Genomic DNA, 19,611 nt, shown 5'->3' with positions numbered 1-19,611 from the left:
TGAAACGTTTCATGAAGTGACTACAGTGACGGTAGAAGGCGACCGGTGACGGCGTCAAGAGTTTCAATCGCGTTACCGGTCTGATACAAGCGTTTCGGGTTGACACGTTTCAGGAATCTCGGGAGATCGATGTCCAACACGACCGGCATCAAAGAGGTCGCCCGCCGCGCGGGCGTCTCGATCGGCACCGTCAGCAACGTGCTCAACCGACCCGAGCTGGTCGCCTCGTCGACCCGGCAGCGGGTCCTCGACGCGATCACCGAGCTGGGCTACGTGCGCAACGACTCGGCGCGGCAGCTGCGCGCCGGGCACAGCCGGCAGATCGCCCTCGTCGTGCTCGACGTGACCAACCCGTTCTTCACCGACGTGGTCCGCGGCGCGGAGGCCGCCGCCGAGGAGCACGGCGTCATGGTCGTGGTCTGCAACAGCGGCGAGGACGCCGGCCGCGAGCACCGCCACCTCGACCTGCTCGAGGAGCAGCGGGTCCGGGGCGTGCTCATCACGCCCGTGGACGAGTCGCCGAACTCGCGGCTGGAGCTGCTCATCCAGCGCGGCACCCCGGTCGTGCTCGTCGACCGCGGCTCGGGCCGGCACAGCCGGTGCTCGGTCGCCGTCGACGACCTGCTCGGCGGGCGCCTCGCCGGCGAGCACCTCGTCGAGCAGGGCCACCAGCGGATCACGTTCGTGGGCGGGCCGGCGAGCATCACCCAGGTCCGCGACCGGCACGCCGGCATCGCCGAGGCCGTCGCCGGCCGGGCCGAGCTGTCGGTGGTCCCCACCCCGAACCTGACCGTCGCCGCCGGGCGCGCCGCCGCGGCCGAGATCGACGCGACCGCCGTCTTCTGCGCCAACGACCTCGTCGCCCTCGGCGTGCTGCAGGGGCTCACCCAGCGGGGCATCCGGGTCCCCCAGGACGTGGCGATCGTGGGATACGACGACATCGAGTTCGCCGCGGCCGCCGCGGTGCCGCTATCCTCCGTGCGTCAGCCTCGGGAACAGCTGGGTCGCACCGCCACGGCCCTGCTGCTCGAGGAGATCGAGGACGACGGGCGGCACGAGCACCGGCACGTGGTGTTCCAGCCCGAGCTGATCGTCCGGGAGTCCAGTGGCCGGCCCCGCACCCGCCGGCCCTCTCGGAAAGGGCGGTGACCGGTGCGCGTCGCACTGTTCGTGACCTGCCTCGCCGACGCCATGTTCCCGCAGGTCGGCCGGGCCACGGTCGAGCTGCTGGAGCGGCTCGGGCACGAGGTGGTCTTCCCCGAGGCGCAGACCTGCTGCGGCCAGATGCACGTCAACACCGGCTACCAGCGCGCGGCCGTGCGGCTCGTCGAGCACCAGGTCGACACGTTCGCCGGGTTCGAGGCGGTCGTCGCGCCGTCCGGCTCGTGCGTCGGCTCGGTGCGCCACCAGCACGCCGCCGTCGCCCGCCGCGCCGGCCGGGTCGCGCTGGCGCACCGCGCCGAGGAGCTCGGCGCGCGCACCTACGAGCTGTCGGAGTTCCTCGTCGACGTCCTCGGCGTCACCGACGTCGGCGCCCGCTACCCGCACCGGGTCACGTATCACCCGACCTGCCACTCGCTGCGCATGCTGCGGGTCGCCGACCGGCCGCTGCGGCTGCTGCGCGCGGTCGGCGGCATCGACCTCGTCGAGCTGCCCGACGCCGAGCAGTGCTGCGGGTTCGGCGGCACGTTCGCGTTGAAGAACGCCGACACGTCCGCGGCGATGCTCAGCGACAAGCTGCGCAACGTGCTGGCCACCGGGGCCGACGTGGTCTCCGCCGGCGACTCGTCCTGCCTCATGCACATGGGCGGCGGCCTGTCCCGCCTGTCCGTCGACACCCGGCCCGTCCACCTCGCGGAAATCCTGGCCTCGACATGACCGGCGCGGAGCGCAGCGGAGGCGACGGCATGACCTCCACGTTTCTCGGGATGCCGGTGTACGCGCCGAAGGGCGTGGGCGGGCTGCGCGGCGACGAGCCCTTCCCCGACGCGGCCCGCACCGCGCTCGCCAACGCCCAGCTGCGGCGCAACCTCGGCCACGCCACCCGCACCATCCGCGGCAAGCGGGCCGCGGTCGTCGGCGAGGTCCCCGACTGGGAGCAGCTGCGCCTCGCCGGCGAGGCGGTCAAGGCCGCGACCATGGCCCGCCTGCCGGAGCTGCTCGTGCAGCTGGAGGAGCGGGTCACCGCCCGCGGCGCCACCGTGCACTGGGCCCGCGACGCGGCCGAGGCCAACGCGATCGTGCTCGACCTGGTCCGCGCCGCCGGCGCCGACGAGGTGGTGAAGGTCAAGTCGATGGCGACGCAGGAGATGGGGCTCAACGAGGCCCTCGCCGAGGGCGGCGTCACCGCGTGGGAGACCGACCTCGCCGAGCTCATCGTCCAGCTCGGCGACGACCGGCCGTCGCACATCCTGGTGCCCGCGATCCACCGCAACCGCACCGAGATCCGCGACATCTTCCGGCGCACGATGCCGGACGCCGGCGACCTGTCCGACGAGCCCCGCGAGCTCGCCATGGCGGCCCGGGCGTACCTGCGCGAGAAGTTCCTCACCGCCCGCGTCGCCGTCTCGGGCGCCAACTTCGCCGTCGCCGAGACCGGCACCCTCGCCGTCGTGGAGTCCGAGGGCAACGGCCGCATGTGCCTGACCCTGCCGCAGACGCTGATCACCGTCATGGGCATCGAGAAGGTCGTGCCCACGTGGACCGACCTCGAGGTGTTCCTGCAGCTGCTGCCGCGCTCGTCGACCGGTGAGCGGATGAACCCGTACACGTCGCTGTGGACCGGCGTCACACCCGGCGACGGCCCCCAGGACGTGCACCTGGTGCTCGTCGACAACGGCCGCACCGCCGTGCTGTCCGACCCCGCCGGCCGCGCCGCGCTGCACTGCATCCGGTGCAGCGCCTGCCTCAACGTCTGTCCCGTGTACGAGCGCACCGGCGGGCACGCGTACGGCTCGGTGTACCCGGGCCCGATCGGCGCCGTGCTCAGCCCGCAGCTCACCGGGGTCGCCGACAACGCCTCCCTGCCCTACGCGTCCAGCCTCTGCGGCGCGTGCTTCGACGCGTGCCCGGTGCGCATCGACATCCCCACGATGCTGGTCCACCTGCGGGCCCGCCACGTGGAGCAGCGCGCCACGCGGGCGGTGCCGTCCCCGGAGGCGGTCGCCATGGCCGCGATGTCGTGGGTGATGGCCCGGCCGGCCCGGTTCCGCGGCGCGGAGCGGCTCATGCGCCTCGGCCGCCTGCTCGGCCGCCGCGACGACCGCATCACGACGCTGCCGCCGCCGCTGTCGGCGTGGACGGCGGCGCGCGACCTGCCCCGCCCGCCCGGTCAGACGTTCCGCGAGTGGTGGCGCACCCGCCCGTCCTCATCGTCCGCCGCACCCGCTTCACCTCCGGAGGCCACCGGTGACTGACGCCCGCCAGGTGGTGCTGGCCCGCATCCGGGCCGCCCTCGGCCCCGACCCGGTCGCGCCCGCCGTCCCCCGTGACTACCGGCGCACCGGCGATCACCCGGCCGGCTCCCCCGAGCTGCTCGACCTGCTCACCGACCGTCTCGTCGACTACAAGGCCACGGTGGTGCCGACCACCGCCGCGACGCTCCCCGCCGACCTGCGCGCCGCCGTCGCCGCGACGCTGCCGCCGGGCGGCCGCCTCATCGTCCCGCCGGGCCTGCCACCCACCTGGGACCTCGACGCCGTCCCCGACGACGGCACGCTCACCCCCCGCGACCTGGACACCTTCGCCGGCGTCGTCACCGCATGCGCCGCGGCGTGCGCGGAGACCGGCACGATCGCCCTGGACGGCGCCCCCGACCAGGGCCGCCGGGCCATCTCCCTGGTGCCCGACCGGCACTTCTGCGTGGTCCGCGCCGACCAGGTCGTGCACACCGTCCCGGACCTGCTCGCCCGCCTCGCCCCCACCCGCCCCCTGACCCTGATCAGCGGCCCGTCCGCCACCAGCGACATCGAGCTCGACCGCGTCGAGGGCGTCCACGGTCCCCGTACCCTGGTGGTCCTCCTCGTCCGGTAGCCGCGCGTGCGAGGGTGGTCGCCGCGGGTGACGGCGCTGGACGCGGGGGTGCGCACCCCTCGATGACGGAGGGCAGCCGCGAGACCCGGTTCCGCACCCGCGGACCGCGTCGAGCCCACCGCCACGGCCCGGCCACCCGCCACGCGGCGCAACGTGTCGCGCCTTGCCGCGGCACCCGCCCGGCATCTACGGCCGGCGCCCAGCCCGCCGCCGGCGCGGTCCGGGTCCCCGCCGGCGAGGGCGGCGCGCACCGCAGCGGTGAGTCGCACCGACGCGGCTGCCGCCGCCACTCCACCGCACCACCGCCGGGAGGGCTCAGACACTGCCGCCGTCCGTGCCGCACCGGTCGGGCCGGCAGACGGCTGCCGCACCGTCTCGGGCACGTGGACCGCGACCGGGTGCGCGCCGCCGCGCGCTCAGAAGGCGCGGGGTGGGGAGAGGGTCAGGCGGTGCTGGAGGCGTTCGAACTGGTGCGGGGACAGCTGGGCGGTGGTCGCGAAGTCGGTGAGGCTGGTGAAGCCGCCGCGGCGGTGACGCTCGGACAGCACATAGGCGATGCGGGCGGCGTCGAAGCCCTCAAGGGTGGCGAGGGTCGTCGCGTCGGCGGTGTTGACGTCGACCGGGGCGGGGAACGCGGCCGGGACCGGGGCCTGGACCGGAGCGGAGGTGGTCGGGGACCACGGGGTCGGGGCCGGCCACGGGGTGGTCGACGTCGACGGGAACGGCTGCGACACGGCGGCCTGCGCCGGGAAGCCCTGCGCAGGGGTCGCCTGCGCCGGGAAGCCCTGCGAAGGGGTGGCCTGCGCCGGGAAGCCGTGTGACGGGGTCGCCTGGGGCGGGTAGCCGTGCGGCGGGGTGGCCGGCTGGGCGTACTGCGCGGGGAAGCCCGACGACGCCGTCGTGGACGAGCTCGCGTACGGCACCGCCGAGGCCGGGCCCACCGGCGAACCGAAGCCGGCCGGCGAGCCGAACCCGGCCGGCGAGCCGAAGGCGGCGGCCGGGACCGCGGGTGAGCCGAAGGCGGCGGGCTGGGGGTAGGCGGCGGCCCGGCGCTGTTCCTGCCAGCGCAGCCAGTACACGTTGAGCACGATCGAGTGCACGACGCACACGAACCACAGCAGCAGCCACAGGAAGGCGAAACCGCCGCCGCTGGCCGGGTCGGTCGGGTCGGACGCCTTCTCCGAGGCGATGATCATGCCGGTGCCGACCAGCAGGTACCCGACGCCAGGGCCCCACCAGGCGGGCTTGCGGGCGCGCAGGCCGACGAGGAGGATGCCGGCGCCGCTGAAGCAGCCGAAGCCGAAGAGGGAGATGAGCACCCACCAGCTCTGCAGCAGCTTCCAGCCGAACCCCGGGCGGTCGGGTGCGGGATGCATCTGGTCCTCCTGCCGAACTGCCGAACTGCCGAACTGCCGAATTGCCGGGGCGGGGCGGGGCGGAACACATCGACGGTGCTCGCCCGCGAAACCCTAACAGCGGGCGGCCCACACCGTGGTCACCAGCGCGGCGGCGAACGCGGTGCCCACGAGGACCAGCATCGTCCAGGCCCGCAAGCGCAGGGCGCGGCGCAGCGCGGGGCGCTCCTCGGGCAGCGCGAAGACCCGGGCCGGCCAGTGGCGCCAGGACACGTCGGCGAAGACGGCCGCGGCCGCCGCGTACAGCAGCAGCGCCCCCAGGAACGTGAGCCTGGTGGCGCCGCAGGTGAGGGCCGCGACGGCGGCGGCGGTGGCGAGCAGGGCCGCGACGATCGGCACGACCTTCCAGCGGTTGCCCTGGGCGAGCAGCGTCAGGAACTCCTCGAGCCGGTCGTCGTCGAACCCGAACCGGGCGACCTTCGGCTGGACGACCAGCAGGCTGTAGCCCATCGACCCGCACCACATCGCGGCCAGGCCGAGGTGCGCGGTGAGCAGCAGCGACAGCAGCATCCCGGCAGCCTAACCGGGCCGGCCCGGCACCGCCGAGGTCTCAGGCGCCGGTGAACTTCCAGTGCCAGGGCTCGCGCGGGGTGTTCTCGGTGAAGCCGAACCGGCCGGCGTTGGCCCGCATCCACGCCTGCGCCTTCGCGTCCAGGTCCAGGTCGACGGCGAGGCCCCAGCCGTGGTCGCTGGTGCCGGGCTTCGCGGCCAGGCCGCCCTGGGAGTAGAGGCCCTTGCGGCGCGCGAGGTCGACCTGCTCGTCGTAGCCGCGGTACGAGTCGGTGATGCCGATCGTGACGCCGTCGGCCCGGGCCGTGCGCAGCAGCGCCTCCATCGCCGCCGCGGCGGGCGCGGCGAGGCGGTGGCCGGTGCCGGCGACCTCGGCGAGGGCGGCGGCGGGGATGCGGCCGTTGGCGTACCGGCCCCGCAGCGCCGCGGCCGACCCCGACACGGCCGACCCTGACGCGGCCGCGCCGGACGCCGCCGTCAGCGCCTCGGCGAACGCGCCGGCCTCGCCGGCGGCCGGCGGGGCCGGCGGGCGGAACGCGGCGAGCTGGTGACGGATCTCTGCCATCCGGGTGGCGATGCCGGCGATGCCTTCCACATGCACCGCATCGGCACCCGGAGGCGCGACTTGAGCCGCAACCCGCGGCGGTCTGCTCAGACGTGCACGCCGGGCGGGATGACGCCGTAGATGAGCGCGGTGGAGCCCGAGCCCTTCGCGTTGATGAAACCGCCGCACAGGATCGAGGCGCCGGTCGTCGGGAACTGGGCGAGGTTCGCCAGGATCTCCAGGCTGATCCGGTGGCGGCGGTACACCAGCAGCGACGCCCGGAACTCGGGGTCGGTGCCGAGGTCGGGGCCGAACGTGTCGATGCCCGTGCCGCCGTTGCGCCCGATCCGGCCGGTGTCGATGAACCACTGGACGGTCTCCGGGGCGAACCCCGGCTGGTGCAGGACGCCGTCGGCGTCGAGGTTCGGGAAGGCGTCGGTGCCCCACTTGTACTCCCAGCCGGTCCACATGATGATCATGGACTCGTCCGGGATCCGGCCGTGCCGGCGCTCCCACTGCCGCACGTCGTCGACCGTCAGCGCGTAGTCGGCGTCGCGGGCGCACTTGTCCCGCACGTCGATCTTGACGGCGGGCAGGAACAGGTCGTTCGGGTCGAGGTCGTCCGCCAGGGGCTCACCGGCGTTGAAGTGCCCGGGCGCGCCCCAGTGGGTGCCGGTCGCCTCGCCCTCCCGGACGTACTGCAGGTAGTAGCCGTCCTCCTCGATGGTCGCGATCGTCTCCAGCTCGAACGCCGGGTCGCCCGGGTAGATGTTCGTCCTCGCCGGGTCGTTGACGTGCGACAGGCTGATCAACCGGGTCTTGCCGGGCTTCAACGCTGCGCCCCCGCTCCCCGCGGCAGCGGCGCTGCCGGCCAGGCCGGCGGCCCCGGCCACCGCGCCGCTCGCCGCCGCTGTCAGAAGGTGTCGTCGCTGCATGGTGTGGGCTCGCCCCTTCGCATCCGTGCTCGGTCAATGCTCCTGGTGCCGACAAGCCACAGTGCACCCGCGCCGGGGCCGGCGCAAGATCTGCGGCACACCCGGCGTGGCGGACCGTCCACCGAGCGCGACGGCGGGACCGCGCTGCCTAAAGTTCGCCGCGGAGGGAACCGTTGGCGGGTCGCGGACGACTAACCGGCAGACGAGTGGAGGTTGCGCGTGTCGAAGCGCCAGCGGGACTCGCGCGAGTACGCGCGACGCATGCGGATGATCCAGGAGCGCACCGCCGCCCGGAAGGGCAGGATGCGCCGGGCGAACATCTCGATCGTCGCGGTCCTGGCCGTGTTCGCGGTGATGGTCGTGGCGAAGCTCGGCGGCGCGGGCGGGGGCGGTGGTGGCGAGCCGGCCGCGCCCTTCCCGACCGGGGAAGCGGCCGCCGCGATCGTGGCGAGCCTGACGTCGGTGCCCGCGGCCACCCTCGACCAGGTCGGCACCGGGTCCGCGGAGATACTGCCGAAGCCGGTCACCGGCCAGCAGGTGCTCACCGAGGGCGGCAAGCCGCTGGTGCTGTACGTCGGCGCCGAGTACTGCCCGTTCTGCGCCGCGCAGCGCTGGCCGGTGGTGGTGGCGCTGTCCCGGTTCGGCACGTTCAGCGGGCTGACGATCACCGCGTCCGCGTCGGACGACGTGTACCCGAACACGCCGACGGTGTCGTTCCACGGCAGCACGTACACCAGCGACGTGCTCACCTTCCAGGGCGTGGAGACCAGCGGCCGCACCCGCCAGGGCGGCTCCTACGCGCCGCTGGACCAGCTGACCCCGCAGCAGGCGAAGGTGGTGCAGCAGTTCAACGCCCCGCCGTACGTGGACGCGAAGTCCGCCGGGACGATCCCGTTCATCGACTTCGCCAACCAGGCCCTGGCCGGCGGGGCGTCCTTCAGCCCCGAGCTGCTCGCCGGGATGAGCGCCCAGCAGGTCACGGCGGCGCTGAGCGACCCGGACAGCGAGATCGCCAAGGCCGTGCTCGGCAACGCCAACGCGATCACCACCGTGCTGTGCAAGCTCACCGACGGCAAGCCGGCGAACGTCTGCACCGGCCCGGCGGCCACCGCGTTCCAGGGCAAGATCGGATGAAGGGCGTGGAGATGACCGAGACCGTCGCCGACCCCGTGGTCCAGCGGTGGGTGCCCCCGGTGTCGCTGGTGCTGTCCGTGCTCGGCCTGGCCCTGTCGCTGTACCTGACGATCGAGCACTACTCGTCCTCGACCACCCTCGCGTGCCCCGACACCGGCGCGCTGAACTGCCTGAAGGTCACCACCAGCGCGCAGTCGACCGTGTTCGGCGTGCCCGTCGCCGTCCTGGGGCTGCTGTACTTCGCGGTCATGATCGTCCTGTCGCTGCTGTGGCGCTCGACGCGCCGGGACGTGCGGCTCGCCCGGCTCGCGAGCTCGGCCGTCGGGGTGCTGTTCGTCGTCTGGCTGGTGTTCGCGGAGCTGTTCACCCTCGACGCGATCTGCCTGTGGTGCACCGGGGTGCACGTCCTGGCGGTCGGCCTGTTCGCGGTGACCGCGCTCGGCACCGCGTACGCCGACCCGGCCGATCTGCGGTGAACGCGAACGTCGCGGGAACTTTCCGGCCGCCGCCGGCGACTACCCGCTGACCTTGCCAAACCGTCTTCCCGAGAGGACAGCCCGCATCATGCGCCTGACCCACGTGGTCCGCGCGGGTGTCGCCGTCGCCGCGGCCGCCGCCGCTGCACTCGCCTTCCCCGCCGCCGCCTCCGCTCACGTCACCGTCAACCCGGGCACCGCCACGCAGGGCGGGTACACGAAGGTGACGTTCCGGGTGCCGAACGAGCGCGACGACGCCTCCACCACCAAGCTCGAGATCGCGCTGCCGACCGACAAGCCGATCGCGTCGGTGTCGCTCAAGCCCGTCCAGGGCTGGACCGCCGCCACCGAGACCAGCAAGCTCGCCACCCCGGTCAAGACCGACGACGGCGAGCTCACCGAGGCGGTCTCGAAGATCACCTGGACCGCGTCGGCGGGTGCGGAGATCAAGCCGCACACGTTCCAGGAGTTCGACGTCTCCCTCGGCCCGCTGCCGGTGACCGACCAGCTCGTGTTCAAGGCGCTGCAGACGTACTCCAACGGCGAGATCGTGCGCTGGATCGACGAGCCGGCCGCCGGCGCCGAGGCGGAGCACCCCGCGCCGGTGCTGAAGCTCACCCCCAAGGCCGGCGCGTCCGCACCGGCGTCCGCGGCCGCCGGCCCGGCCGCCGTGGCGGACGACGACGGCGACGACGACGGCGACGGCGCCGCGATCGGTCTCGGCGCCGCCGGCCTCGTGCTCGGCCTCGCCGGCCTGGTCGTGGCGGTCCTCGCGTTCCGCCGGGCGGCACCGCGCGGCACCGCCTGACCGCACCGCCACGCTCCACGGACCCCGCGCGCCGCCCGGCGCGCGGGGTTCTGCGCATCAGGTCCCCGCAAGGGTGGTTGAACCCGCAACTGTCTGGTGGGGTAGACGTCAGCAGGACCCGCGCCGACGAGGGAGACCCGGTTGACCACGGACGAGGAGCTGATGACCGCGCTGTACACCGAGCACTACGGTGTGCTGCTCGGCTTCGTCTCGCGGTACGAACGCGACCGCCACCGCGCCGAGGACCTCGTGCAGGAGACGCTCCTGCGGGCGTGGAAGCACATCGGGCGGATCGACGTGAGCCGGGACACCACCCGCTCGTACCTGCTGACGATCGCCCGCAACGTGGTCAGCAACGCCTGGCGGGCGGACCAGCGCCGGCCCCGGCTCGTCGACGACCCGGACGCGATCGCGGCCGTCGCCGACACCGACAACGTCGACGAGCTCGTCGAGGGCTGGCTCGTGCGCGCCGCCCTGGACCGGCTCTCCGTCGAGCACCGGCAGGTCGTGGAGTCCGTGTACTACGACGGGCGTACCGTCGCCGACACCGCCCGCCGCCTGTCGGTGCCGGAGGGGACCGTCAAGTCCCGTGCCTACTATGCGGTCCGGGCCCTGCGCGCGGTGTTCGAGGAGATGGGGGTGCTGCGATGAGCGCTGCGCAGCGCGGTGAGCACGACATCGTGCGCCCGCTGCTCGGAGGGTACGTCCTCGGCGGCCTCGACGAGACCGACCGGACGCTGGTCGACGCGCACCTGAGCGGCTGCGCCGACTGCCGCGCCGAGGCCGACCGGCTGGCGCCGGTGCCGGAGCTGCTGCAGCGGCTGCCGGCCGGCCCGCCCGCGCCGCTGGAGGCGCCGACCCGCGACGGCCTCGACGCGCTGCTGCGCCGCAGCCGGCAGGCGGCGCCCCGCGGTCGCCGGCACCGCGCCGGGCTGCTCGCCGGCGCCGCCGCGGGCGCCACCGCGCTCGCCCTGCTCACCGCCGGGGCCGTGCTGTGGCCACGGGCCGCCCCGCAGCCGGCGACCGACCCGCGCCCGACCGGCCAGCAGCAGGTGACACAGTCCAGCGCGCCGGCCGGCACGGTCGTGCAGTTCGTGGCGGCGGCCGGCAGCGCCCTGTCCGGGCGGGCGACGCTCACCCCGCGGCAGTGGGGCGTGTCGGTCGCGCTGGAGCTCAGCGGCCTGCCCGGGGACGGGCCGTACGTGCTGCGGGTGGTCGGCCGCGGCGGCCAGGAGGAGCAGGCGGCCTGCTGGGGACGCACGGCGTCGGCGTCGGCGCGGGTGACGGGAGCGAGCTCGATCCAGCTGCCGAACGTCGACAAGGTCACCGTCTCCGACCACGAGGGTCACCTGCTCGGCACGGCCGCGCAACGCTGACGGCGGTTCCCGCGCCCGGCGCTTCGCGGCGCCTTGTCAGGGGGCGGGGCGCAGGACGCAGTCGCCGCAGGTGCCGCCGCCGGGGATGCGGTAGTACAGGCAGCAGTTGCGCCGCCGCAGCGCCCGCCCGTGCAGGTCGGCGGTGCCCGCCAGGGGCGCGACCGTGAGCAGCTCGGCGAGGGTCGCCCAGGCGGCCGGGTCGCCGAGCTGGCCGGCGGCGCCGGCGAGGGCCGAGCTGACGTTGCCCCACAGCACCTTCGGCGACAGCCGGAACGCGGCGCGGAACACCTCCAGCAGCGGCCCGACGAGCCCGAGCACGACCCGGTCCCGGTACGCGCCGACGCTGGCCCCGCCGGCCGGCGGGGCGGTGCACGCCATCGGCCACGGCCCGGCGGGGACCGGCTTCCAGTACAGCTGCTCCGGTGCCGGGTACCGGGGCGTGACGAGCGGCGGGGCGAGCAGCCGCGACGCGACCCCGAGGAACGTCACCGACGCGACCACCCGCGGCGGCACCACCGCCGGGTCCAGGCCGAACATCGTGACGAGCGTCCGCCGCGCCACCTCCACCCGCTCGACGGCGACGGCGGGGTCGTGCAGCTCGGTGAACGGCCGCCACCCCTCGCCCGGCGCGTGGTCCTCCCAGACGAAGTACGGGTTCACCGGCGCAGCCTAGTGCACCGTCACCGGAACAGGTCGACGACCGCGGTGGAGCGCCGCGGCCCGCGGGCCGAGGACTCCAGGTGGGTGCGCCAGTGCCGCTCCGCGCCCTCGGCGTCCCTGGCCTCGACGAGGTCGGCGAGGCGGGCGTACGACCGCAGCAGCCGCCGCGGCAACCCGGCCTGCCCGGGGCCGCCCGGCCCCGTGTGGGTGGCCACGATGTCCTGCAGGACGCCGCACTGCACGGCGAGGGTCCGGCTGCCGCAGCGCTGCAGCACGAGTTCGTGGAACCGGGCCGCGTGCCGCCCCCACCTCACCGGGTCCGGGTCGGCGCCGGCCGCGGCCCGCAGGTCCTCGACGCACGCCCGCAGGTCGAGCAGGTCCTGCCGGGTCCGGATGCGGGCCAGCCGGGCCGCGCACGCCGCCTCGAGCACCGCCCGCGCCTGGTGCACGTCGCCGATCGTGGTGCCGTCGAGCTGCAGCAGCAGCCCCACGTACCGGGAAGCGACGGCGCGGTCCGGTGCGAGCACGTACGCGCCGCCCCGCGCGCCCCGGCGCACCGCGATGAGCGACTCGGTCTCCAGGATCCGGAACGCCTCCCGCAGCGTCGGCCGGGACACCCCGAACTGCGCCATCAGCAGCGTCTCCGGCGGCAGCGCGTCACCGGCGCGCAGCACGCCGCGCACGATGCGGGTGCGGAGGTCGGTGGCGATGAGCTCGGCCGTCTTCGGCGTGCGGACCAGCCGACCGATCGGCTCCACCGGCTCCGTCATGGACGCTCCTCTATCGATGAACGTGACGAACGTGGATGATACGACGATTCCGTTGCGCCGCCGTTGCGCGCGTTAGCATGGGCTGATGTCCGTGACCGCAGACACCGGGGAGCGTTCGCGGATCATCGACGCCGCGTACCAATGCCTGGTCGACACCGACGGCGGCGGGCTCTCCGTCACCGGCGTCCTCACCGCCGCGGGCCTGTCCACGCGGGCGTTCTACCGGCACTTCGACTCCAAGGACGCGCTGCTGCTGGCGATGTTCCGCCGCGCCAGCGACCGGGTCCACGCCGAGCTCACGGCGGCCGCCGGCGCCGCCACCACCCCGCCCGAGGCGCTGCGGGCGTGGATCTACGGGTTCCTGTCGCTGACCGCGGACCGGCACCGCCGGCGCCGGGTCCTGGCGATGTCGTGCGGCGAGCTGATGGGCACCGCCGGCTACGCCGCCGAGCGGGCCCGGATGACCGCCGCGCACCACGCGGCGATCGCGTCGATCCTGGAGCGGGGGCGCGCCGACGGGTCGCTGCCGTGGGCCGACCCCGACGCCGACGCCCGCACCATCACGGCCGCGCTGTCCGCCGCGTTCCAGGAGCGGATGGCGCTGGGCCCCCGCGACGGCGCGGCGGCGCAACGGGCCGCCGAGCAGGTCGCCGACTTCGCGTTCCGGGCCCTGGGCGCGGCGACCGCCTGACGTCCGCCGCGTTCCGCCTTCCCGTTTTCACACTCTGGGGACGGCGGCCGTCGGCGCCTTTCGCCACCTGTGGCCTAGTGGCTACAGTCGGCGGATGCCGCCACGGTACGAGCGCGTCGCCGACGCCCTCCGGGCCCTGATCATGGCCGGGACGCTGCCGCCGGGGGCCACGGTGCCCAGCGCCGCGGCGCTCGCCCGCGAGCACGACGTCGGCCGCGACACGGCACTCAAGGGCATCGCCGTCCTGCGCCGCGAGGGCCTGCTGTTCCTCGCCCCCGACAAGTCGATCCGGGTCGGCCCGGTCACGGCCCGCCCGGCCCGCCGCCCGCTGTCCACCCCCGACGAGGTCCTCCCCGTCCCGCCCGGCGGGGTCGTGTCGGCGAGGATGCCGACCCGCCGCGAGCGCGAGCGCTTCAACCTCGCCGACGGTGTACCGGTGCTGGTCGTGCACACCGCCGACGGCGAGGAGCTGCACCCGGGCGACCGGTTCGCCGTCCGCTGGCACTGACCCGGTCCGGCTGACCGTGGCATCATCCAGGCACACCGCGGCCGCTCTCCACGGACGTCGCGCGGACGGTCCGCGGCTCCTGTCGGGCATCGTCCTGACGGTCTCCGGTGTGTTCCCGCTCGCCGGAAGCGCTGCAACGCCGAGGATGGCGATGACCCACTCATGCCGTCCCCCGGCCGTTGAGAGCGTTGAGCACCGCGCGGATGGACGTGCATGTCCGGCGTGCCGACGAGCTGGCCCAGGCCATCGCCGCCCGCTTCGCGGAAGAAGGCCTGGCGTTCGCCTACGAACTCCAGCCGTACGACGGCGGGTGCACTACGCCCTCCTGCGGGCGCACGGAGCCCAACCCGGTGACGCTTGGGAAACGGCACGCAAGGCTGACCCCGACAGCAAGCGGCGAACAGGCCGCCATCGCGCCTCCACGTAGCCCCGACCGCGGGTCGTTCTCGACGTCACCCAAGCGGACGTGCGGTTCGACCGATCACGCCGTCGATCAAGGCCTGTGCTGTTGCTCCGTCTCGACTGTCGAACCTCCGAAAGCCCGGCAATGCCGCACACAGGGACACCGAAACGGCCCGGCTGACGTGAACCGAGCGGCTGCGGACGGTATTGAGGGGGTGTGGGTGGAGCGAAGCTCCCCCACCGGGGAGCACCGGCGAAGCCGGTGCGCGGAGAATCCGAACCGTAACGGTAAGCGATACTGGGTTTGAACCAGTGCCCTCTTCCGTATCAATAAGGTCAACTTGGTCGATCTATCTGCGGCTGATGCTGTTTCTGCTGCTCATGGCGTTGGTACCTGCTGGTCTGCGTGGGCGTCCGGAGGGGCAATTTGCAAGATCCTCTCCCAGATTTCTCCCCGAAGTGGTCGTCGGCTGTCGCTGCTCTCCTTTGAGGCTGTGCAGTGCGTGCCGGGATGTGCGTGGCAGTTGCCGCAGGGTGGCGGTTCGATCTCGGCTGTCGCTATGCAGATCGGTGGCGTGGGATCTCGGCTGCGCGGCGGAGCAGCGGTTCGGCATCCCGGGACCGGCCCAGGGCTCGCAGGCTGTTCGCGAGGTTATTCAGCCTGATCGCCGTGCTGGGGTGGTCGGGGCCGAGGGCTGCCTCGGTGATGGCCAGGGCACGGCGCTGCAGCGGTTCAGCATCCCCGGCCCGACCCAGGTCCGCCACGCTGAGCGCGAGGTTGTCCAGCATGATCGCCACGTTGGGGTGGTCGGGGCCGAGGGCGACCTCGGTGATGGCCAGGGCACGGCGCTGCAGCGGTTCAGCATCCCCGGGCCGACCCAGGACGTACAGGCTGGTCGCGAGGTTATTCAGCCTGATCGCCACGTCGGGGTGGTCGGGGCCGAGGGCGACCTCGGCGATGGCCAGGGCACGGCGCTGCAGCGGTTCAGCATCCCCGGCCCGACCCAGGTCCGCCACGCTGAGCGCGAGGTTGTCCAGCGTGGTCGCCACGTTGGGGTGGTCGGGGCCGAGGGCGGCCTCGGTGATGGCCAGGGCACGGCGCTGCAGTGGTTCAGCCTCCTCGGGGCCGAGGGCGGCCTCGGTGATGGCCAGGGCACGGCGCTGCAGCGGTTCAGCCTCCCCCGCCCGACCCAGGGTTCGCAGGCTGAGCCGGGGCCGAGGGCGGCCTCGGTGATGGCCAGGGCACGGCGCTGCAGCGGTTCAGCCTCCCCCGCCCGACCCAGGGTTCGCAGGCTGAGCGCGAGGTTATTCAGCCTGATCGCCACGTTGGGGTGGTCGGGGCCGAGGGCGGCCTCGGTGATGGCCAGGGCACGGCGCTGCAGCGGTTCAGCCTCCCCGGCCCGACCCAGGTCCGCCAGGCTGACCGCGAGGTTGTTCAGCATGATCGCCACCTTGGGGTGGTCAGGGCCGAGGGTAGCCTCGGTGATGGCCAGGGCACGGCGCTTATGCTGCAGGGCCTGGTGGTAGCGGCCCTGCGTGCTGTCGTAAAGGGCGGTCTCGCCGAGCAGCCACGCAAGGTCGATGCCACCGATGTCATCGGGGCACCGGTCGGCCAGGGCGGCGACGTGCGGGCTGAGCGCAGCCCAGCGCGGCCAGCCGACAACAGCCGTCCCTGGGTCGCCGGGCGGCGCGCCTCGGGTGAGGAGATCGACCGCCGCGTGCAGGACGTCGTCCCATGTCTGGGCTGGTAACGGTCCGGGCAGGCTGGCATCAGTGGTGTTGGGGTGCGGCTCGGGTACGGGTTGGCGGAGCTGGGCGATGGTGACGGCTTGCACAAGTCGGTGCGTGCTCACACTGTCGCTGGTGAGTGTGATCAGGTTGTAGGAGGCCAACACGCCCAGGGCCGCGTCAACGTCGGCCGGCTCACCGACGGGGTTGGCGGCTGGGGTGAACAGGTCGCGAGGCACGTTGCCGGGGGCCATGCAGGACACCAGCCGCAGCAGTCGCAGCGCGAGCGGGGTGTGTCCGGTGATGCGGTCGATGGTGACGGTCCAGATCCGGGCAACCGCACGTTGGGCGTCATCACCGGCAGCCACGGCTGCCAGTGTGCGGGCCGGGTCGTCGCGCAGTTGCTGCAGGTAGCGGGCCATCGGGGTGCGGGTCTGGCGCAGGTAGGCGCCGGCCTGCTGCAGGGCGAGGGGCAGACAGCCCAGTTCACCGGCCAGCACTCCTGCGGTGGCTGGGTCGTGCTGTCCGCTGAGCCGGGCGAGCAGCGCCACCGCGTCCGCCGGGGTCAGGACCTCCAGTCGCAGGCACCCGTCGGTGATGTCCTCCCAGCCGACGTCGAGACGGGTAGTGAGCAGAACATGTCCGCCGGCGAGTTGCCCGAGCAGCGGCTCGACGTCGCGGCGGTGCTCGACGTTGTCCAACACCAGCAGCCAGCCGTCATGGCTGTGCAGCCAGCTCAGCGCCCAGATCGCCGCCTCAGCCTGGGTGGCGATCACCTGCACGTCCGGGTGCAGCCGGAACGCCAGGTCGGCCAGCCCAGCCTCGATCGCGTCCGGGCTGTCCGCCAACATCCACCACACCACCCGGTACCGTGCCCGGTGCCGGGTCGCGTACTGCAACGCCAGCTCGCTCTTGCCCACCCCACCCAACCCATGCACAGCCTGGGCCACCACCCCCGCCCCGGCGTGCACGAGCCGGTCCAGTTCGGCCAGCTGTTCGTCCCGGCCGACGAACGTGCGCACCGCCGGCCGGGGCAGCCCCGACAACCCCGCCTGCGGCGCATCCACCGCCGCCGGCGGCTCCAGTGCTACCGCCCCGGCCAGGACGCGGGCCTGCGCACCGTCACCGGTCTGCACGACACCATCGATGCTCGCCGCGGCCACACCACGCTGCCCAGACACGGCTACCGACGCGGTCTTGACCTGCTCCCCGGCGCCGTCGCTACCGGGCACGCCTACCCACGCCCCTGCCACGCGGCGCTGCCGTCGCCGGTCTGCACGATGCCGGTGATGTCCCGAGCGGCCACGGACCGCGGACCGGCCGCGGTGACCGTCGTGGCGTCAGGCAACATCGCGGCCACCTCGGCCGCCAGCTGCGGATCGGACACCAGCGCCTTGCGCAACTGCAACCGCAACGCCGCCACCCGGTCCTCATCCGTTGGGTCCTCCGCCAGATCCTGCACCGCAGCGCTCACCGGACCCGCCGACGCTTCCCGACCCAAAATCCGGCGCAGCAGCCGCCGTCCAACGCCAACCGTCGCGGCGGCGGTGGCATCCGCGGCGGCGTCGCTGACCCGTTCCAACACACGGGCCCCGTACACGCCAACCGCCGCCGCCACATACGGCACGACCGCCGCCGCCAGATCCACATCCACGCTGATCAACTCCCATCGCCGGAACATCCACCCCGATGGGTATCACCTCGCTGCACGCTACGTCACCACACGAACGGCTACCCGAGTTTCACAGTCACGGTCGATGGCACGGTCATGTCGGCTACATCAGCCTGCGTCCGTCCTCGGCGGTCACTTGCTCGGTGCCCGTACTCACGCTTCATGGTTGGTTCGCAACGTGCGTCTGACCCGGCGCCGGCACGTTGACGCAAGGCCAGTTCGACGGTCTACCCGCCGGACAGATCGACGTGGTCGCGTGTGATCTCGCGGCAGTTCACGACCCGGTAATGCCGCACACAGGGGCACCGAAACGGCCCGGCTGACGTGAACCGAGCGGCGGCGGACGGTGTTGAGGGGGTGTGGGTGGAGCGAAGCTCCCCCACCGGGGAGCACCGGCGAAGCCGGTGCGCGGAGAATCCGAACCGGAACGGTGAACGCCCCCTGCGTGAGCAGGGGGCGTTCACCGGTTCGGTGGGCGATACTGGGTTTGAACCAGTGACCTCTTCCGTGTCAAGGAAGCGCGCTCCCACTGCGCCAATCGCCCGAGCCTTTGGGTGCCGCACCGAGGTGTGGCCTTTCCGAGGTGGGAACGGGATTTGAACCCGTGTACACGGCTTTGCAGGCCGTTGCCTCGCCTCTCGGCCACCCCACCGTGGTCTTTTCCCGAGCGGACGACGAGATTCGAACTCGCGACCCTCACCTTGGCAAGGTGATGCGCTACCAGCTGCGCTACGTCCGCACCGCCCGGCCAGTCCTGCACCCGGCGACGGATGCAAACTCTAGCCGACCGCCATCCCCCATGCCAAACCGGTATCCGGATCCGGCGCGTCAGGTGAGGCCGGCGCAGGTCGACAGGCCGGCGTACCGCTGGCTGAGCCTGGTCGCGGCGGCGCCCGTGAGCAGGGTGGGCCGGCCGGTGTCGGAGACGACGGCGGGCAGGAACTCTCGCTTGGTGACGGCGCGGTCCCGCACGGTGAGGCGCAGCAGGCCGGTCTCGGTGCTCTTGGAGGGGCCGTACCAGAGGAAGTTGCCGAGGCCGTACGCGACGAACGTGCGACCCAGCTGCCCCGATCCCTGCAGCGTGTGGGCGTGCGCGCCGATGATCAGGTCGGCGCCGGCGGTGGACAGCTTGGCCGCGAAGGTCTTCTGGGCGGCGTTGGGGCAGCTGTTGCCTTCGTCACCCCAGTGGTTGAACACGATGACGAGGTCGGCCCGGCGGCGGGCCTCGGTGACGGCGGCGACGGCACGCTGCGTGTCGAACGCCATGGCGATGCCGGGTTTGTCCGGGCCCGGCGCCCAGCTCGACGACAGCTCACCGACCTGGCTGAAGCCGAGCACGGCGATCTTCACGCCGCGGACCTCGGTCAGCCACGGCCGGTACGCCTCGTCGGTGTTCGCGCCCGCCCCGAACGCCGGGTACCGGGCCGAGCGCAGCGCGTCGAGGGTGTCGAGCAGGCCGGTCCGGCCGTAGTCGAGGGTGTGGTTGTTGGCGATGCTCACCGCGTCGATGCCGGCGGCCTTCAGGGCGTCGATCGCGACGGGCGTGGTGCGGAAGTGGTACGTCTTCGGCTCCTCCGCGCCCCTGGAGGTGATCGCGGTCTCCAGGTTGACGATCGTGAGGTCCGCCGCGGACAGCTGCGCCGCGACCGGGCCGAACGCGGTCGCCGGGTCCTTGAGCAGTTTCGCGGTGCGGTCCATGAAGTGCACGTCACCGGCGAACACGAGCGTCAGGTCGGCGGGCGGCGGGGAGGCGGCGGCCGACGCGGAGGCAGTCGCGGCCGAGGCCGAGGAAGGCGAGGGTGCGGAGGCGGGCGCGGAGGAGGACGCAGCCGAGCAGCCGGCCAGCAACAGCGGCACCACGAACATCATTCGCCTCACGGCGCCACGCTAACGGGTGACCGACCCCCGCAGGAACCGGTCCGCGACAGTGCGCTATAGTCATAAGGCAAC

The 19,611-nt window shown here is 73.4% G+C and carries 20 protein-coding genes, 3 tRNA genes and 1 pseudogene; 11 read left to right on the top strand and 13 right to left on the bottom strand.

All coding sequences use genetic code 11. The features are described from left to right. Window positions 1–129: 129 nt before the first annotated feature. The 4 genes from OP18_RS00750 to OP18_RS00735 are packed head-to-tail and all read left to right on the top strand — an operon-like array spanning window position 130 to window position 4,032. On the top strand, window positions 130–1,149 hold the full coding sequence (locus tag OP18_RS00750; RefSeq protein ID WP_033356673.1) for a LacI family DNA-binding transcriptional regulator: 1,020 nt from the start codon (window positions 130–132) through the stop codon (window positions 1,147–1,149). A 3-nt stretch (window positions 1,150–1,152) separates the two neighbouring features. Then, a complete protein-coding gene (locus tag OP18_RS00745; protein ID WP_033356672.1) occupies window positions 1,153–1,878 on the top strand; it encodes a (Fe-S)-binding protein in 726 nt (241 codons plus the stop codon). Window positions 1,879–1,907: 29 nt separating this feature from the next. Beyond that, the gene (locus OP18_RS00740) at window positions 1,908–3,416 is read left to right on the top strand and encodes a LutB/LldF family L-lactate oxidation iron-sulfur protein (protein WP_052386093.1); all 1,509 of its coding nucleotides are present in this window, start codon (window positions 1,908–1,910) and stop codon (window positions 3,414–3,416) included. Further along, a complete protein-coding gene (locus OP18_RS00735) occupies window positions 3,409–4,032 on the top strand; it encodes a LutC/YkgG family protein (protein WP_033356671.1) in 624 nt (207 codons plus the stop codon). Before OP18_RS00740 ends, OP18_RS00735 begins: the two co-directional genes overlap by 8 nt. 416 nt (window positions 4,033–4,448) lie before the next feature. On the opposite strand, the gene OP18_RS00730 is transcribed toward OP18_RS00735, so the two are convergent. The 4 genes from OP18_RS00730 to OP18_RS00715 all read right to left on the bottom strand — a co-directional run bounded on the left by OP18_RS00730 (window position 4,449) and on the right by OP18_RS00715 (window position 7,436). Next, window positions 4,449–5,408: a ComEA family DNA-binding protein gene (locus tag OP18_RS00730; RefSeq protein WP_033356670.1), complete on the bottom strand. Its 960-nt coding sequence runs from the start codon at window positions 5,406–5,408 to the stop codon at window positions 4,449–4,451. Window positions 5,409–5,501: 93 nt separating this feature from the next. Next, the gene (locus tag OP18_RS00725; protein ID WP_033356669.1) at window positions 5,502–5,957 is read right to left on the bottom strand and encodes a hypothetical protein; all 456 of its coding nucleotides are present in this window, start codon (window positions 5,955–5,957) and stop codon (window positions 5,502–5,504) included. 40 nt (window positions 5,958–5,997) lie between these two features. After that, complete coding sequence (locus tag OP18_RS00720; RefSeq protein ID WP_211273396.1) at window positions 5,998–6,522, bottom strand: M15 family metallopeptidase; 525 nt, start codon at window positions 6,520–6,522, stop codon at window positions 5,998–6,000. A gap of 86 nt (window positions 6,523–6,608) precedes the next feature. Next, window positions 6,609–7,436 carry a cyclase family protein gene (locus OP18_RS00715; protein ID WP_033356667.1) on the bottom strand — a complete coding sequence of 276 codons (828 nt, stop codon included), beginning with the start codon at window positions 7,434–7,436 and terminating at the stop codon, window positions 6,609–6,611. A gap of 219 nt (window positions 7,437–7,655) precedes the next feature. Between OP18_RS00715 and OP18_RS51880 the strand changes: the two genes are divergently transcribed. The 5 genes from OP18_RS51880 (at window position 7,656) to OP18_RS00690 (ending at window position 11,230) form a co-directional block, all read left to right on the top strand. Further along, the gene (locus tag OP18_RS51880) at window positions 7,656–8,570 is read left to right on the top strand and encodes a DUF929 family protein (RefSeq protein ID WP_052386025.1); all 915 of its coding nucleotides are present in this window, start codon (window positions 7,656–7,658) and stop codon (window positions 8,568–8,570) included. Between the two features lie 11 nt (window positions 8,571–8,581). Next, window positions 8,582–9,046, top strand: a complete 465-nt coding sequence (locus tag OP18_RS00705; protein WP_052386092.1) for a vitamin K epoxide reductase family protein — start codon at window positions 8,582–8,584, stop codon at window positions 9,044–9,046. A gap of 85 nt (window positions 9,047–9,131) precedes the next feature. Further along, entirely contained in the window at window positions 9,132–9,854 is a 723-nt protein-coding gene (locus OP18_RS00700) for a YcnI family protein (protein WP_033356950.1), read from the top strand. A 141-nt stretch (window positions 9,855–9,995) separates the two neighbouring features. Continuing rightward, entirely contained in the window at window positions 9,996–10,505 is a 510-nt protein-coding gene (locus OP18_RS00695) for a sigma-70 family RNA polymerase sigma factor (protein ID WP_245635209.1), read from the top strand. Next, on the top strand, window positions 10,502–11,230 hold the full coding sequence (locus tag OP18_RS00690) for an anti-sigma factor family protein (RefSeq protein ID WP_033356666.1): 729 nt from the start codon (window positions 10,502–10,504) through the stop codon (window positions 11,228–11,230). The genes OP18_RS00695 and OP18_RS00690 overlap by 4 nt, the downstream gene beginning before the upstream one ends. Before the next feature lie 36 nt (window positions 11,231–11,266). On the opposite strand, the gene OP18_RS00685 is transcribed toward OP18_RS00690, so the two are convergent. Together OP18_RS00685 and OP18_RS00680 are read right to left on the bottom strand one after the other, a co-directional pair. Further along, entirely contained in the window at window positions 11,267–11,890 is a 624-nt protein-coding gene (locus tag OP18_RS00685) for a (2Fe-2S)-binding protein (protein WP_052386024.1), read from the bottom strand. A 20-nt stretch (window positions 11,891–11,910) separates the two neighbouring features. Beyond that, the gene (locus tag OP18_RS00680; RefSeq protein WP_033356665.1) at window positions 11,911–12,660 is read right to left on the bottom strand and encodes a FadR/GntR family transcriptional regulator; all 750 of its coding nucleotides are present in this window, start codon (window positions 12,658–12,660) and stop codon (window positions 11,911–11,913) included. A gap of 85 nt (window positions 12,661–12,745) precedes the next feature. Here OP18_RS00680 and OP18_RS00675 point away from each other — a divergent pair, with 85 nt between their 5' ends. Beyond that, entirely contained in the window at window positions 12,746–13,351 is a 606-nt protein-coding gene (locus OP18_RS00675; protein ID WP_033356664.1) for a TetR/AcrR family transcriptional regulator, read from the top strand. 94 nt (window positions 13,352–13,445) lie between these two features. Then, on the top strand, window positions 13,446–13,859 hold the full coding sequence (locus tag OP18_RS00670; RefSeq protein WP_033356663.1) for a GntR family transcriptional regulator: 414 nt from the start codon (window positions 13,446–13,448) through the stop codon (window positions 13,857–13,859). A gap of 960 nt (window positions 13,860–14,819) precedes the next feature. Here OP18_RS00670 and OP18_RS58495 read toward each other — a convergent pair. The 7 genes and pseudogenes from OP18_RS58495 to OP18_RS00635 form a co-directional block, all read right to left on the bottom strand. Further along, on the bottom strand, window positions 14,820–15,428 hold the full coding sequence (locus OP18_RS58495; RefSeq protein WP_425388613.1) for a tetratricopeptide repeat protein: 609 nt from the start codon (window positions 15,426–15,428) through the stop codon (window positions 14,820–14,822). 71 nt (window positions 15,429–15,499) lie between these two features. Then, window positions 15,500–16,243: pseudogene (locus tag OP18_RS62885) on the bottom strand (tetratricopeptide repeat protein); the annotation flags it as partial. A gap of 980 nt (window positions 16,244–17,223) precedes the next feature. After that, a complete protein-coding gene (locus OP18_RS00655) occupies window positions 17,224–17,643 on the bottom strand; it encodes a hypothetical protein (protein ID WP_033356945.1) in 420 nt (139 codons plus the stop codon). 490 nt (window positions 17,644–18,133) lie between these two features. Then, window positions 18,134–18,205: transfer RNA gene (locus tag OP18_RS00650), tRNA-Val, on the bottom strand. A gap of 37 nt (window positions 18,206–18,242) precedes the next feature. Next, a tRNA-Cys gene (locus OP18_RS00645) sits at window positions 18,243–18,313 on the bottom strand. A 14-nt stretch (window positions 18,314–18,327) separates the two neighbouring features. After that, window positions 18,328–18,400, bottom strand: a tRNA-Gly gene (locus OP18_RS00640). An 89-nt stretch (window positions 18,401–18,489) separates the two neighbouring features. After that, window positions 18,490–19,530, bottom strand: a complete 1,041-nt coding sequence (locus tag OP18_RS00635; protein ID WP_033356662.1) for a CapA family protein — start codon at window positions 19,528–19,530, stop codon at window positions 18,490–18,492. Window positions 19,531–19,611 lie beyond the last annotated feature (81 nt).

The sequence above is a fragment of the Dactylosporangium aurantiacum genome, from assembly GCF_000716715.1.
GTDB lineage: Bacteria > Actinomycetota > Actinomycetes > Mycobacteriales > Micromonosporaceae > Dactylosporangium > Dactylosporangium aurantiacum.
Note: the sequence above shows the minus strand (reverse complement) of the source record. Positions and strands in the feature narration are given on the sequence as shown.

Bases quoted from the DNA above. Each gene is read 5' to 3' on its own strand.
- OP18_RS00705 (WP_052386092.1), top strand. From the start codon at position 8,582: ATGACCGAGACCGTCGCCGACCCCGTGGTCCAGCGGTGGGTGCCCCCG.
- OP18_RS00670 (WP_033356663.1), top strand. From the start codon at position 13,446: ATGCCGCCACGGTACGAGCGCGTCGCCGACGCCCTCCGGGCCCTGATC.
- OP18_RS00725 (WP_033356669.1), bottom strand. From the start codon at position 5,957: ATGCTGCTGTCGCTGCTGCTCACCGCGCACCTCGGCCTGGCCGCGATG.
- OP18_RS00675 (WP_033356664.1), top strand. From the start codon at position 12,746: ATGTCCGTGACCGCAGACACCGGGGAGCGTTCGCGGATCATCGACGCC.
- OP18_RS00720 (WP_211273396.1), bottom strand. From the start codon at position 6,522: ATGGCAGAGATCCGTCACCAGCTCGCCGCGTTCCGCCCGCCGGCCCCG.
- OP18_RS00740 (WP_052386093.1), top strand. From the start codon at position 1,908: ATGACCTCCACGTTTCTCGGGATGCCGGTGTACGCGCCGAAGGGCGTG.
- OP18_RS00750 (WP_033356673.1), top strand. From the start codon at position 130: ATGTCCAACACGACCGGCATCAAAGAGGTCGCCCGCCGCGCGGGCGTC.
- OP18_RS00715 (WP_033356667.1), bottom strand. From the start codon at position 7,436: ATGCAGCGACGACACCTTCTGACAGCGGCGGCGAGCGGCGCGGTGGCC.
- OP18_RS00690 (WP_033356666.1), top strand. From the start codon at position 10,502: ATGAGCGCTGCGCAGCGCGGTGAGCACGACATCGTGCGCCCGCTGCTC.
- OP18_RS00680 (WP_033356665.1), bottom strand. From the start codon at position 12,660: ATGACGGAGCCGGTGGAGCCGATCGGTCGGCTGGTCCGCACGCCGAAG.
- OP18_RS00635 (WP_033356662.1), bottom strand. From the start codon at position 19,530: ATGATGTTCGTGGTGCCGCTGTTGCTGGCCGGCTGCTCGGCTGCGTCC.
- OP18_RS00730 (WP_033356670.1), bottom strand. From the start codon at position 5,408: ATGCATCCCGCACCCGACCGCCCGGGGTTCGGCTGGAAGCTGCTGCAG.